This is a genomic window from Aliikangiella maris, assembly GCF_040719265.1.
Classification (GTDB): Bacteria; Pseudomonadota; Gammaproteobacteria; order Enterobacterales; family Kangiellaceae; genus Aliikangiella; species Aliikangiella maris.
In genome coordinates this window covers 12,369-26,937 of sequence record NZ_JBFDAH010000017.1, presented here as the reverse complement: position 1 = coordinate 26,937, position 14,569 = coordinate 12,369, and the positions used below count along the sequence as shown (strand labels likewise).

The window sequence follows — 14,569 nt, the reverse complement described above, 5'->3', positions numbered from 1 at the left end:
TGTTTTTACAAAAATTTGTGCTTGTCTGAATGTCTAGAAAAGCTAAACTTTAACTGTCCTTAGGAGATAGGGAAAACAGGAGGACAGGGAGCTACCGCTTAAGGAGTGGCAGCCAAATGGAATTGGCTAATGGACTTTTTGTTAGGGAATGACAAACAGGTAGACAAAACGGATATTCTACGGAAGGTAAGGATCGATACAGGGAATAAGGAGTTCCCCTCAATGGAATTGAATAGGACGATTTCGGAAGTGCGCTGGAGCCAGAAGGATAGGGTAATGGAATGTTCTAGGATAGATCGAGGAAATTAGAAAAAGGCAGCTGGAATGGCTGCCTTTTTTTATTGTCAGTAAGATATCTCGCAAGTTAAAATCATATCGATAGTTTGATAAAATCAAAAAGTCTCTTGAAACCGCTGGTTTCCTGCCACAAAATAGCTAGTCTTGTCTTTATTTAGTCTTTTAATCGCTCAGTAACCTATGCCATTAACCATCAGTTTCGCTAAAGTTGCACAATATATCGACAACGATTCGTTGATACTGACGCCTAATTCGAGAACACAAAAAGCCTTTATTGCCGGCGCTGTTAATCACTTGCGTGAAGGTGAAGTGATTTATTCGCCTAAAGTAATGTCATTTTCTCAGTGGCAGGATGAGTTGTGGGATGAACTATCTTTTACACGACCGCTGCCAAGGCTAGTTAGCCGTTTGGCATTAAAAATCTGGATGAAGTCGCAGATAGCAAATGAAGAACATTGGCAATTAACTAATTTACTTGGGGTTGCCGAGAAAGTTATAGATGCCTATCAGATTTTGCACCAATGGGATTTGAGTATTGATGCAATCAGTGAGACCCCTACTTTAGAAAGTCAGTATTTTGTTCGCTGGATTGAACTGTTAGAGCAGTTTTTAAAGGAGAAAAAACTGTTAGCACAAATCTCTCGCTTAAATTATTTATATGACCAACGCCATGAGCTGTCGAGGCTGATTCCGCAAAAAATTATCTTACTTGGTTTTAATCAGTTGACGCCCATTGAGTCGAAATGGCTGGCATTTTGTCAGCAGCGTGGTAGTGAGTGTATTGAAATTTATCCGCAGCGTGAAGTTAAGCGATGGCAGCGAGTTGAGCTGCTTGATTTAAAACAGGAACTTCAATTTGCCGCACAAAATGCAGCTAATAACTTGCGGCAAAATTCTCAGCAGTCTATCGGTATTGTCGTTAATCAATTGGCGAACCATCTTGGATTAGTTCATCAAATATTTAGTGATGTATTTCAACCAGAAGAAAATTTGCCTTGGGAGCCACTTTATAAAGTTCGTTATAATGTTTCTGCTGGTCAAGCGCTTATTGAAATGCCGCTGGTATCAATTGCAATGAAACTCCTTCAATTAAAATCAGATGGTATTGATTTGGCAACCTTGATGCTGATAAAAAATACCCCGTTTATTCACTGGGGTGAACATGCATTTGTCATTAAACAGTTTTTGCATCAACAAAGTTTACAGTCTTATACGTTTTACTCTTTTGAACGCTTAGTTAGCGCAATACAAACACATGCCCAGTGCGACAAGTTGAATCTGCTATATAAGCGATTAGTCGAGGTTCAGCAGCGCAGCAGGCAAGCAAAGCCCGTAACCGTATGGATAGATGTCTGGCGTGATATCTTGAAAAAGTGGGGTTGGATGGAGCAAATGATACTGACTGAAAGCGAGCAAAAGCAATTAACTGAGTTTTATCAAACTTTAACACAAATGTCGGCGCTGCTAAGTTTGTATGCTAAAAGCACCCAATCTGAAGCTATTGAATTTTTTCAACAGTTATTGCAACAAGCGCCTTTTCAATTACCCAGTGATAGAACTAATGTGCATGTTTTAGGTGTGTTAGAAGCTGCCGGATTAGAATTTGAACAATTAATTTTAGTGGGGTTTGATAAAAATAACTGGCCTCAAAAAGCCAGCCCTAATCCCTTTTTACCAATAGAATTACAGCAGCGTTACCAGATGCCTGGTAGCTCAGCCGAAAAAGAATACCGCTATGCTTTAGAATTATCTCAGTCATTGTTAAATAGTGCTGACGATATTTGGGTAACACAGTCTGCTGAAGAAGAGTCAAGTGATTGCTGCTCGCCATTTTTTAAGATGATTCCTTTAGTTGATTCTTTTGCTATGTCGCAAAACCTCGCCGGCGCTTTACAATTAACAACCGATTATCAGTGGTATAAAGAAGATAACTTACAATTGGGTGTTGGTGATATTTCTGGTGGTGCTTATTTATTAAGTGAATATGCTGCTTGTCCATTTAAAGCAATGGGACATTTTCATTTTAATTTGCAACTACCCCAAACCTTACGGAGTGGAATTGATGCAAAAATAAAAGGTGCTTGGTTACATCAAACTATGGAGCTGATTTGGCAGACTTTGCAAACTCATGATGCATTGATGTCCCTTTCTGAGTTGGCACTGGAAGATTTAATTAAAAACTGTTTAAAACAGACTCAACAGCAATTAAATGCGCAATTACATGCGCTGGCACCACCCAAAGTAATCGAGCTGGAGTTTACCCGACTTTATCAATTGATTTTACAATGGTTTAAAATAGAAAAACAACGCGCTCCGTTTACTGTTGAAACTGAAGTTGGTAAAACACTGACACTTGGGCCGTTGAAATTTTCTTTTAGAATCGATCGAATTGATTATTTAGATGATGGTTCTATTGAAATTATTGACTATAAAACGGGACAGAGTCATTTTAAAAAATGGCTAGGCAGTCGCCCTGAAGAAGCACAAATGCCTGCCTATGTATTGGCATGTGAGAATGAAAAAATTACCAGTTTAACCTATGCGAAATTAAGAACAGGTGAAGTGCAACAAGCTGGCATCTGGTTTGATAAGGAAAACCAACGTTTTTTAGAAGTGGGGATTGAAGAAACTAAAGATAAAACACGTTGGTACTCAGGCGATCCAAAATTAATATCACCAGATGTCCCTTTAGTTGAGCAATGGCAAAAGACTCTGACTTCATTAGCTTCAAGAATAGCAAGTGGCGAAATGCCTGTTTCACCAAAGAACCAACTCGAATCCTGCCAGTTTTGTGAGCTGGTTGACTTTTGTCGAATTAATGAAGAACAGCCTGATGAAAGCTTGCATGACGATAACAGAAAGAGTGCGCTATCACCATATTCAAGTCAAAATAGCGAAGTAGCGGTTAGGAATAATAATGAGTCATAGTGTTGTCGATCAACCCACTCGTGAGGCGCTTCTTGATTGTACGCAATCATTTATTGTGCAGGCTCCTGCAGGTTCGGGAAAAACTGAATTGCTGACCCAGCGTATTTTAGCGCTATTAAGTATTGTCGAAAAACCAGAAAATATTTTAGCGATTACATTTACTCGAAAAGCAGCAGCCGAAATGCGTAACCGAGTAATGGACGCTTTAATAATGGGGCAAGGGAGTGAACCCAAGGCTGCTCATGAAAAGCACCGCTGGCAATTAGCACAGCGAGTACTAAAGCGTGACCAACAAAAAGAGTGGCATTTACTTGAGAATGCATCGCGACTTAATCTGATGACCATTGATAGTTTGTCCGCTAGTTTGGCGGGTTCATTACCTTTGTTATCACAAACTGGCGCTTTGCCACAAGTTGCAGAGAATGCACAAATTTATTATCAAATGGCTGCAGATGATTTGATGCAAATGCTGGGCGATGAAGAGGAAACAGAAGTTTCTCAAGCGCTATTAACGTTATTGGCGCATAAAGACAATAACATGGCAATGGTGACTGGATTAATTGCACAAATGTTGGCCAAGCGACTACAATGGATGTCAACGGTAACGCAGCATAGTCAATCATTTAATGCCGCAGCGCTACTTAACTCTATTCAAACGATTGTTGAACAAAAGCTTACTCAGTTATTTTCTTTATTACCCACAGATATACTAGCTGAGTTACCTGATATTTTGTATCAAGTGAAGCAAGTTTTACAGGCAAAACAAAAAGATAATAAACCTAACATTTTAAAACTATCGGATAATATTGAGTTTTTATCGCCACAGTTTGCCGATTTAACTTTATGGAAAGCGGTAGCAGAATTATTTTTAAAAGCGACAGGTAAAGGTGAAATTTATTCACAGTTTAATGCCTCGAATGGTTTCCCTTTAGAAAAAGATGCTCGCGATGCTCAACAGAAACTACAATTTAAAACTAACAAAAAAAATGTTACTCAAATCGCTCGTCAGTTAACAGAAACTGAAGGGCTGGGAGAATTATTGCAGGAAGTTTTATTGTTACCCGATGAGCAGGCGTTTTATAACAATCAGGCAACCTTACAGGCAACAATTAAAGTTTTGCCAATTGCTGTCGCGTTATTAAAGTTAAAGTTTAGCCAATATAATGTCATTGACTTTACCGAACTTTCTTTGGCTTCAATTGATGCACTTGGGCATGATGATATGCCAAGTGATATTGCGCTGGCACTTGATTATCGATTGGAGCACATCTTAATTGATGAATTTCAGGATACTTCGACACCGCAACTAGCTTTACTAAAATTGCTAATTGCCGGATGGCAACCTGGTGAGCACCGAAGTTTGTTTTTAGTTGGTGATCCCATGCAGTCGATATATCGCTTTCGTGATGCCAACGTTGGACTCTTTATGCAAATACGCCAACACGGTATTGGGGATATAAAGCCTGAGTTTAAGCAACTACAAGTTAATTTTCGATCAAGTAATCTAATTGTAAATTGGGTTAATCAACAATTTTCAAGCATTATGCCAAGGCATGATAATATGGCAATGGCGGCGGTAAGTTATGCGCCATCAGTTGCTTTTAACCCTGAGCAGAGTTCACATAAAGTTGAAGTCTATTTAAGTACAAATGCATTAGATGCTGAATTGCAAGCCAACAAAACAATTGAAATTGTGCAACAGCATTTAGCAGAAAACCAAGTAGCCCATAGTAAAAAAACGTTGGCGATTTTAGCGCGAAGTCGTACGCATTTAACCGAAATAGTGACATTACTCAACCAAAATAATATTCGTTTTCAAGCAGTTGAAATTGCTAAGTTATCACAAAAAATGGTAGTTAAAGATTTGACTTGTTTAGCTTTTTCGCTGAGTGATTTATATGATGAACTTAATTGGAGTGCATGTTTACGCGCTCCCTGGTTTGGATTAGCTGCCGATGATATTCGCCTGATTTTTACTACCACTGAACCTTACTTTCCTGTTTTAGAACGAATTCAAATGGCGCAGCCACAACTTTCTCAATTAGCACAGGTACGTTGTGAGCGACTATTGCCAATTCTCAAAGTCGCTATCGAACAAAAAGCCCGAAAGCCATTTCGTAAGTGGCTGGCTGGATGTTTTCAAGCGGTTGGTGGTTTAGCTGCATTAGATTACGAATCGGATTTGGATGATATGCAAGTTTGTCTCGATAAACTCGATGAACTCCAGTTAAGTGGTGAGCTTAATGATCGACAGCAAGTACTTGATGCATTAGATCGTTTGTTTGCCGCACCGGATCCCAAAGCGGATAATCAGATTCAAGTTATGACGATTCATAAGTCAAAAGGGCTTGAATTTGATACTGTGATTTTACCGCGATTAGATGCAGAGTCTCGTGGTCGTGAAAGCGCGTTGTTAAAGTGGACTGAAATGTTGGATGAGCAGGGTGAGCCACATCATCTGATCGCTATTTCGAAGCCAACAGGGGAAGAGCATGATGCAGTTTATCAATACATTTCTTATTTAGATAAAGAAAAGTCAAGATTTGAAGAGCAACGAGTGCTTTATGTCGCTGCAACAAGAGCCAAAAGTCAATTATATTTATTGGGTAATGTTAATAGCGATGAAAATAAAGGTGGTTATAAAAAGCCGGTAACTGGAAGTTTTTTATCTCTGTTTTGGTCGGGTGTTCAAGAAAACTTTAAACCGATTATTACCCATAAAGATAAAACGAACGCCGCCAATCGAAAAATTGATGATACTGACAAGAGCGAACAAGCTACAGACTTTCAAGCGCGCTGGTTAAAACGTGTTAACTTGCAACAAATTGCACAGTTACCAGTGGTTAAGCGACAGCTTGCTTTAAAAACTATCGAAAATAATCCATCGAAAGAATCAGCCTCGACTAATTTAATTATGCAACCCGATGGAAAGAGCATAAACAGTCAACAACCTGACGAGTCACACAAGCTTTCGGAGCTTGCCAGTGTCATAGGTAGCGTTTTGCATCGTCAATTACAATGGATAAGTGAGCGTTATGAGCCACAATTTTTACTGCCCGCTAACTGGCAGGAAATTACTGAGAATCAGCTAGCCAGTCGTTATATTTTTCGCCACCAATCAGAATTAGAAAGTGCTGTCGAAAAAGTTTTATCTGGGGTAAATAATATTTTAAATGATAAATTTGGTCAGCTTATTTTAGCACAGCATGCCTGTGCGCATGCTGAACTGACATTGCATAAAAAGATCGATTCGGGGAGTTACTTAACTCGTATCATCGATCGGACTTTTGTACATGATAATGTTCGCTGGATTATCGATTACAAGTCGACTCAACCTGAGAGCTATGAGTCGATGGCACAATTTATCGAGCGTGAGAAATCACAGTACTTACAACAAATCAGTGATTACTTCAAAATGTTTGCGGCCTTAGAAGATCGGGCGATAAAAGCGGGATTATATTTTCCGCTGTTACCGCATTTTGAATTGATGCTTCAATCGGAATGAAAAAAATGACTGGTTAATTGATTGTGAGTGAACTCAAGATAATGGCCATTGTTTCCCCAGTCACTTAAAACAATGCGCTCACATGGTCGATTGTTAATGGTTAGCTGGTGTTTGCCTTCGCGATGAGTATGGCCATGAATTAACCAATCACACTGTGTTTGTTGAATAAGATCATTAACTGCTTGAGCATTAACATCCATAATTTGCATTGATTTTTCAGATTGTTGCTGTTGGCTTTGTTGACGAACGTCTGCCGCATAAGCTAATCGATTTGCCAATGGTTGAGAGAGAAAATTTTGTTGCCATTGCTGGTTTCTTACCATTTGGCGAAATTGTTGATAAGCTAAATCATCGGTACATAATGCATCACCATGTAGCAGGCAAACGGATTTATTATTCCAATGACATAGATACGGCTCGTCTATAAAAATTGCGCCAGAGGCTACCATGAATTGTTCGCCGAGCAAAAAGTCGCGGTTACCATGAGCAATGAACAGTTTTTTATCGTGTTCGACAAAATCTCGAAAAGCTGCAATGACTTGTTGATTAAAGTCGCTATGATGGTCATCACCCACCCAAACTTCAAACAAATCACCGAGTACAATCAGTGTCTGGCATTTCGGTGCAATATGCTGCATGTAATGTGAAAACAGGTCCAATAAGTGAGGTTGTGTTTCACATAAGTGCAAATCTGAAATCAGGTGGATAACTGGAGTCATAATAAATTCTGTGCCTATTCGACGCTGACTTTAATAATTTCAACCGGCTCGACGGGGACATCTTGCATGCCTTTATCAAATCCAGTTTCGACTGCTTTAATTTGATTAACCACGGTCATCCCTTCGACCACTTCACCAAATACTGCGTACCCCCAGCCTTGAGTTGTTTCAGCCGTAAAATCAAGAAAATCATTGTCTTTAACATTAATAAAAAATTGTGCCGTTGCCGAGTGGGGATCCATTGTACGAGCCATTGCAATTGTTCCAACTTTATTAGACAGACCATTTTGTGATTCACATTGAATTGGTGGGTTGACCGGTTTTTGGTTAAGGTCTTTATCGAAGCCACCACCTTGAATCATAAAGTTTTCAATAACACGGTGAAAAATACATCCTTCATAATGTCCGCTTTCGACATATTGCATAAAGTTTTTTACTGTTTCGGGGGCTTTTTCTGCATCAAGCTGAATCTTGATATCGCCTAGACTAGTATGAAATATGACCATAATTCTCTCTTGTGTTTGTATCATGTTGAATTAAAGCGGCGATCTTACCTGAAGCGAGCATAAATGAAAATTAGCGAATATTTAACCGTAATTTATTTGGGTCATTTGACACCTGCGCAAGTATGACAAAGATAATACACTAAGTAGTTGATTCACGAATAAAATAGTGAATTTAGGTGATTTGAATCGCCAAGCATTCTATAATCTCGGGCATTATTTATTTTCTCGATATATTCACCGGAGCGATTTGACCAATGCTAAAAATATACAATAGCATTTCTCAACAGAAGGAAACTTTTACACCAATTACCCCTGGTAAAGTAAAAATGTATGTCTGCGGGATTACTATTTACGATTATAGCCATATCGGCCATGCGCGTACTTTTGTGGCATTTGATGTGATTGCTCGATATTTTCGATTTTCAGGTTACGATTTAAAATTTATTCGTAATATAACCGATATCGACGATAAAATTATTGCTCGCGCAAACCAAAACAACGAAACCATTAATCAATTGACTGAACGTTTCGAACAAATCATGCACGAAGATTTTGCTGCTTTAGGAATACAAAAACCTGATGTAGAGCCAAAAGCGACAGAATCAATTCCCGAAATTATTGATACAATTCAAACGCTTATTGACAGAAATTTTGCCTACCAAGGTGATGATGGCGATGTGTATTATCATGTTCCCAAGTTCTCTGAGTACGGTAAACTTAGTAAGCAGAATCTTGAAGCGTTACAAGCGGGTGAACGTGTTGGGGTGGCGGGTGATAAAAAAAATCCGATGGATTTTGTACTTTGGAAGTCAGCTAAACCGGGTGAGCCAAGCTGGCATTCACCCTGGGGTGAAGGTCGACCTGGCTGGCATATTGAATGTTCAGCAATGTCGAAAAAGTGCTTGGGTAAACACTTTGATATTCATGGAGGCGGTTCTGATTTACAGTTTCCGCATCACGAAAATGAAATTGCACAGTCTGAGGCTGCTAACGGCTGTACTTTTGCGAATACCTGGATTCATACAGGGATGGTGCAGGTCGATAAGGAAAAAATGTCCAAATCGCTAAATAATTTTTTTACGATTCGTGATGTTTTACAGGAATATCGCTCTGAATCGGTGCGTTTTTTCATGGTTTCAAGCCACTATCGCAGTCAGCTAAACTACAGTGAAGATAATCTCAAATCAGCGGATGCAGCGCTTGAGCGTCTCTATCTTGCACTGCGCGATGTCGATCTTTCTGCACTACCTGCGATAAATACCGATGATCCTTTGGTTAGCCGATTTATCCAGGCAATGGATGATGATTTTAATACACCGGAAGCCGTTGCGGTATTATTTGAAGTTGCCAAAGAGTTGAACCGAGCAAAGACAGAATCCAGTGAGCAGGTTACACATTTAGCCGCCGTATTAATTGAACTTGGTGGAGTTCTGGGCTTGCTTGGACAAAATCCTGAAGAATTTCTAAAAAGTGTTTCTGATGGCAAAGACCTTGATACTCAGCAAATTGAAGGGTTAATCGTCGAGCGAAATCAGGCTAGAGCCGATAAAAACTGGGCTAGAGCTGACGAAATTAGAGATCAGCTCCAGCAAATGGGCGTAGTACTGGAAGATAAAGACGGTAATACTAGCTGGCGAATGGTTTAAAATAAGGAATTTTTAATTCAGCTAACAAGTGTTCGCTAAGGTCATACCAGATGAGACTGCTAAACAAGAGATAATACCGCGTTTTTTGAACGGGGTATTCTTCCGCTATTTATGCAGCTATATCCTCTTTAATCGATCAAATGTTTGTGAATTGACAATAGTTAAGCGCTATTTACGCGTCCATAACTAATGACAGATCACAATTTTAGCGAATATGTGTTAGCTTAAACGTATTCCAAAATAATTGTTAAATATCTATATTGTTAAATATCTATAAAGTTAAAATTACCGAGCTGCTGAATAATTAGGGTTAAAGTTATGAGTCTTACAGAATCTTTTACACGAGAAGAGTTAATCGCTTGCGGAAAAGGCGAATTGATTGGAACGAATACTGAAGGGCGACCATTAGCTCGTCTGCCGTTACCAAACATGCTGATGATCGACCGTGTCACCAAAATATCTGATGAGGGTGGTGAATACGGTAAAGGTCAAATTATTGCTGAGTTAGATATTAATCCTGAATTATGGTTTTTTGGCTGTCATTTTGAGTCGGATCCGGTCATGCCGGGATGTTTAGGACTTGATGCTATGTGGCAACTTTGTGGTTTTCATTTATCGTGGATGGGGCACAAAGGCAAAGGTCGTGCACTGGGAGCCGGCGAAGTCAAATTTTTTGGTCAAGTATTACCCACCGCAAAACTGGTGACTTATGTTATTGATGTTAGGCGCATTCTTAAAAAGGGTTTATCAATGATCATTGCCGATGCCAAAATGCTGGTTGACGGTAAAGAGATTTACACCGCAAAAAATCTGCGTGTTGGGTTGTTTGAATCAACCGATGACTTTTAAATTTTGTATTTAGTGCTAAAGTCAAATAATCAGTCAAATTTTAAATTCACTGATAATAAATTTATTATCAATTTGAGGTAACAGAATGAAACGAGTCGTAGTGACAGGCATAGGTATTGTATCTTGTTTAGGGAATGATGTAACCAGCGTTGTTAATTCGCTTAAGCAAGGACAGTCTGGCATTCGTTTTATGGAAAAATATAAAGAAGTGGGTTTGCGTAGTCAGGTTGCAGGTAAACCTGATATTGATGTCAAAGAACATATTGACCGTAAAGTATTACGCTTTATGGGAGACGCGTCGGCATATGCTTATATTTCGATGACCCAGGCAATCAAAGACTCAGGGCTTACCGAGGATCTGATTTCTAATCCACGTACCGGTATCATTATGGGATCGGGTGGCGGTTCTCAAAAAACGCAAGTTGAATCGGTCAATATTTGTCTGGAACGCGGTGTTAAAAAGGTTGGCCCTTACGCTGTTCCTAAAACGATGTCGAGTACCACTTCTGCTTGTTTGGCGACACCATACAAAATTCTTGGCGTAAACTATACAATCTCTTCTGCTTGTGCCACCAGTGCCCACTGTATCGGAAATGCGTTTGAACAAATACAATTTGGCAAGCAGGACATTATGTTTGCTGGCGGCGCCGAAGAAGAAGATTGGCGTTTAACGCTGTTATTTGATGCAATGGGAGCATTGTCATCAAAATATAATGATACGCCATTAACCGCATCTCGTCCGTATGATGAAACACGTGATGGATTTGTTATTTCATCTGGGGGCGGGTGTCTTGTTCTTGAAGAGTACGAACATGCTAAAGCACGTGGTGCAAAAATTTATGCTGAACTGGTTGGCTACGGTGCAACTTCTGATGGTTATGATATGGTTGCACCATCAGGTGAAGGCGCAGCGCGTTGTATGCAAATGGCATTGGCCGACGTTGAAGGAGAAGTCGACTATATTAATTCGCATGGCACATCAACACCAGTTGGAGATACCGCAGAGTTAAATGCAATTAAAGAAATCTTTGGTGAGCAAATCCCTAAAATTAGTTCAACTAAATCTTTAGCAGGACACTCACTTGGTGCGACTGGTGTGCACGAAGCTATCTACAGCTTATTGATGATGGAAAATGACTTTATCGCGGGTTCAATCAATATTGAACAAACTGATCCTGTTGCGACAAACTTCCCAATTGTTAAGCAAACAGAAGCGGCAAAACTCAATACTGTTTTATCTAATAGTTTTGGTTTTGGTGGTACCAATGCCAGTTTGGTTTTTCAAAAAATTAAAAGGTAATCGGTTAGCCAAAGCGCTAAACTTGTTTTAAAAAACGCCTGAATTCAGGCGTTTTTTTATATTACGCCAATGATTTGTTGTGAACAAGAAAGAACGATAATTGTTGTTCCTTACTTGATGTTTCTTAATGGAACATTTGGCAATTGTAGAAGCTACATTTTAAATCACATGATGGTTTAAATAGTTATACTCAACGATAGGTTTAATAGTGCGGTGGAGGAGGCTCTTGTATGGTGGCATCCTGCGTTGAGTATTGAAGATCTTCTATTTTATTATTGGCTTTTTCAAGTAGGTAAGTCAGCTTGCGAATATCATTTTGTTGCTCAATAAGAACTAGGTTCAATTTTTCAATTAAATCATCCTGAAACGAAATTTTGATTTCGAGCGTTTCAATGCGTTCAATGATTTCGTTTGTATGGGTCATTAGTCCTGCTCTTTGGTATTTAGGTTTTAATCGATTTGAAATTAAGATCAAAATTGAATTTAAAATTGGGTTACAGCAATTCCTGTACAGCATTTGCAATTTTTTCTGGCTTGTCTTGTGGAGCATAACGTTGTACGACTTCGCCATTGCGATTAATTAGAAACTTGGTAAAGTTCCACTTTATTTTTTCAGTACCTAATATACCTTTCGCCGAAGACTTCAAATATTGATAAAGCGCAATGGTGTTATCGCCATTGACTTCAATTTTGCTAAATAGCGGGAATGAAATCTGGTAATTCACATCACAGAAGGATTGTATTTCGGTATCGCTGCCAGGCTCTTGCTGGCCAAACTGATTACAGGGAAAAGCTAATACTTCAAAACCTTCATCTTTAAATTGCTCATAAAGCTTTTCCAGACCCGTATATTGTGGTGTAAATCCACATCGGCTTGCGGTGTTAACAATGAGCAGTACTTTATTTTTATATTTTTCAAGTGAGACGGGGTTACCCTGAATATCGAGTACCGTAAACTGATAAATTGACATTGGTGACCTCACTGACTTTGAAGTGTTTCACAATAGATGATGTATTGACTTAAAAATACCGACAATATTGCTGTGTCGATAACTTTGCTCATGTTGATTGCGCAAATTATAGACCTGCTGCAACGGCCACTCAATAAAAGAATCAATTGTCACACAATATGTCGAACTTTGTCATTTCTAAATCTAATTAAGTAACCTATATATTAACATTTTAATATAACCCATTTTATACGCCGTTATTCAATATAAAATTATTGCTAATGCAGGTGAATCTTGAAAACTACCTAATTTAATCGATTTTTAAATTAAGCTGAAATAAATAAACAAATAAATTATTAAGGGAATCTATGAATATTGAGTATTGTTATTTTTTAGAGATGAACTTATGGTATGAACCATATTTAAAACTCAAATTAAAATTCCTTTTTTGCGGGGCATATGAATGTTTAAAAATATAAAAAATACATTACTTATTTTTACCCTGGTTGTGCTGAGTCCTGTTCATATCCATGCTGGCGCGCAGCAAACTGAAGATGAAATTGTTGCTGCTATTCGTGATAAAGCTTTGAAAAGCCCACTTGCCTATGAAATTTTAGAGTCATTAACCACTGAAGTCGGTCACCGCATGCCCGGAACACCGCAAGATGCAAAAGCAGTTGATTGGGCAGTTAAAAAATTAAAGTCGTTAAAATTTGATAAAGTTTGGACTGAGCCGGTTTCTTTTAAAACCTGGGTTAGACGTCACGAATCAGCGTATATTATTGCTCCTTACGAACATGAACTTAAAGTAACCGCACTTGGGTATAGTGTACCAACGCCTGATCAAGGAATCGAAGCTGAAGTTATTCATTTTAACACAATAGAAGATTTAATTGATTCAAAGGCTGATTCAGCGAAAGGTAAAATAGTATTTATCAGCCGAAAAATGGAGCGATTTAAAGATGGCAGTGGTTATGGGCCTGCTGTTAGAGCTCGAGGTAATGGCGCTTCTGAAGCAGCGTTAAAGGGTGCAGTTGCGGTTGTTATTCGCTCTATTGGTACAGATTCTCATCGTTTACCGCATACCGGAATGATGCGATATAAAGATAATGTCGTGCAAATTCCTGCTGCGGCTATTTCAAACCCCGATGCAGATTTGTTAGAGCGGATTTTTGCTCGTCAACAGCCCGTTAAAATGAAGTTGCAATTAAACTCCGGACCTGGCGAAGAATATACTTCACAAAATGTGATTGCTGAAATGTCAGGCAGTGAATTGCCTGACCAAAAAATTATTATTGGTGGACATCTAGATTCTTGGGATTTAGGTACTGGGGCAATTGATGATGGTGCAGGTGTTGCTATTACTGTTGCTGCGGCAAAACTGATTGGCGCAAGTGGATACCGCCCAAAACGAACTATTCGAGTTATTTTATGGGCCAATGAGGAGCAAGGATTAATTGGTGCGAAAGCTTATGCTAAAGCGCATCAACAAGAAATGCCTCTGCACGTTACCGGTGCTGAATCGGATTTTGGTGCGGGTAAAATCTATGCTTTTTCGTCGCATGTCTCACCTGATAATTTGCAATTGGTCAATCGCATGAGCCAACTAATGACCCCTCTCGGGATAAAGTATGTGAATAATCAAGCCAGACCAGGACCGGATTTAATACCGCTTTTTGAACAAGGTATGTCTGTTTTTGCATTGCATCAGGATGGCACTGATTACTTTGATGTTCACCATACTGCCGATGATACGCTGGATAAAGTTGATCCACAAAATCTGGCACAAAATGTCGCTGCTTATGTTGTTTTTGCTTATTTAACTGCAAATAGTGAGCAAAAAATCAGTCGATAATTGTGTTTATTTAT

At 39.1% G+C, this 14,569-nt stretch carries 10 protein-coding genes; 6 read left to right on the top strand and 4 right to left on the bottom strand.

Annotation, left to right across the window (positions count from 1 at the left end):
* Nucleotides 1-477: 477 nt before the first annotated feature.
* Nucleotides 478-3,225, top strand: coding sequence for a PD-(D/E)XK nuclease family protein (locus ABVT42_RS14875; RefSeq protein WP_353896654.1), 2,748 nt, complete (start codon nt 478-480; stop codon nt 3,223-3,225).
* The gene (locus ABVT42_RS14870) at nt 3,215-6,730 is read left to right on the top strand and encodes a UvrD-helicase domain-containing protein (protein ID WP_353896655.1); all 3,516 of its coding nucleotides are present in this window, start codon (nt 3,215-3,217) and stop codon (nt 6,728-6,730) included. Before ABVT42_RS14875 ends, ABVT42_RS14870 begins: the two co-directional genes overlap by 11 nt.
* Here ABVT42_RS14870 and ABVT42_RS14865 read toward each other — a convergent pair.
* Nucleotides 6,718-7,449: a UDP-2,3-diacylglucosamine diphosphatase gene (locus ABVT42_RS14865; RefSeq protein WP_353896656.1), complete on the bottom strand. Its 732-nt coding sequence runs from the start codon at nt 7,447-7,449 to the stop codon at nt 6,718-6,720. The two genes, ABVT42_RS14870 and ABVT42_RS14865, sit on opposite strands and share 13 nt — an antisense overlap.
* A gap of 14 nt (nt 7,450-7,463) precedes the next feature.
* On the bottom strand, nt 7,464-7,955 hold the full coding sequence (locus ABVT42_RS14860; protein ID WP_353896657.1) for a peptidylprolyl isomerase: 492 nt from the start codon (nt 7,953-7,955) through the stop codon (nt 7,464-7,466).
* Between the two features lie 254 nt (nt 7,956-8,209).
* Between ABVT42_RS14860 and cysS the strand changes: the two genes are divergently transcribed.
* The 3 genes from cysS (at nt 8,210) to fabB (ending at nt 11,750) form a co-directional block, all read left to right on the top strand.
* Nucleotides 8,210-9,601 carry a cysteine--tRNA ligase gene (cysS, locus tag ABVT42_RS14855; protein WP_353896658.1) on the top strand — a complete coding sequence of 464 codons (1,392 nt, stop codon included), beginning with the start codon at nt 8,210-8,212 and terminating at the stop codon, nt 9,599-9,601.
* 318 nt (nt 9,602-9,919) lie between these two features.
* On the top strand, nt 9,920-10,450 hold the full coding sequence (fabA, locus tag ABVT42_RS14850) for a bifunctional 3-hydroxydecanoyl-ACP dehydratase/trans-2-decenoyl-ACP isomerase (protein ID WP_353896659.1): 531 nt from the start codon (nt 9,920-9,922) through the stop codon (nt 10,448-10,450).
* A gap of 85 nt (nt 10,451-10,535) precedes the next feature.
* A complete protein-coding gene (fabB, locus tag ABVT42_RS14845; protein WP_353896660.1) occupies nt 10,536-11,750 on the top strand; it encodes a beta-ketoacyl-ACP synthase I in 1,215 nt (404 codons plus the stop codon).
* Nucleotides 11,751-11,952: 202 nt separating this feature from the next.
* Here fabB and ABVT42_RS14840 read toward each other — a convergent pair whose 3' ends face one another.
* Both ABVT42_RS14840 and ABVT42_RS14835 read right to left on the bottom strand, forming a co-directional pair.
* Nucleotides 11,953-12,174, bottom strand: coding sequence for a SlyX family protein (locus tag ABVT42_RS14840; protein WP_353896661.1), 222 nt, complete (start codon nt 12,172-12,174; stop codon nt 11,953-11,955).
* Between the two features lie 70 nt (nt 12,175-12,244).
* Nucleotides 12,245-12,721 (bottom strand): glutathione peroxidase, encoded by a 477-nt coding sequence (locus ABVT42_RS14835; protein ID WP_353896662.1) that lies wholly within the window; start codon nt 12,719-12,721, stop codon nt 12,245-12,247.
* A 442-nt stretch (nt 12,722-13,163) separates the two neighbouring features.
* Between ABVT42_RS14835 and ABVT42_RS14830 the strand changes: the two genes are divergently transcribed.
* Entirely contained in the window at nt 13,164-14,555 is a 1,392-nt protein-coding gene (locus tag ABVT42_RS14830; protein ID WP_353896663.1) for a M20/M25/M40 family metallo-hydrolase, read from the top strand.
* Nucleotides 14,556-14,569: the final 14 nt, after the last annotated feature.

Coding starts and splice junctions, on each gene's coding strand:
- ABVT42_RS14875 (WP_353896654.1), top strand. CDS start 478: ATGCCATTAACCATCAGTTTCGCTAAAGTTGCACAATATATCGACAAC.
- ABVT42_RS14865 (WP_353896656.1), bottom strand. CDS start 7,449: ATGACTCCAGTTATCCACCTGATTTCAGATTTGCACTTATGTGAAACA.
- ABVT42_RS14860 (WP_353896657.1), bottom strand. CDS start 7,955: ATGGTCATATTTCATACTAGTCTAGGCGATATCAAGATTCAGCTTGAT.
- cysS (WP_353896658.1), top strand. CDS start 8,210: ATGCTAAAAATATACAATAGCATTTCTCAACAGAAGGAAACTTTTACA.
- fabB (WP_353896660.1), top strand. CDS start 10,536: ATGAAACGAGTCGTAGTGACAGGCATAGGTATTGTATCTTGTTTAGGG.
- ABVT42_RS14840 (WP_353896661.1), bottom strand. CDS start 12,174: ATGACCCATACAAACGAAATCATTGAACGCATTGAAACGCTCGAAATC.
- ABVT42_RS14835 (WP_353896662.1), bottom strand. CDS start 12,721: ATGTCAATTTATCAGTTTACGGTACTCGATATTCAGGGTAACCCCGTC.
- ABVT42_RS14870 (WP_353896655.1), top strand. CDS start 3,215: ATGAGTCATAGTGTTGTCGATCAACCCACTCGTGAGGCGCTTCTTGAT.
- fabA (WP_353896659.1), top strand. CDS start 9,920: ATGAGTCTTACAGAATCTTTTACACGAGAAGAGTTAATCGCTTGCGGA.
- ABVT42_RS14830 (WP_353896663.1), top strand. CDS start 13,164: ATGTTTAAAAATATAAAAAATACATTACTTATTTTTACCCTGGTTGTG.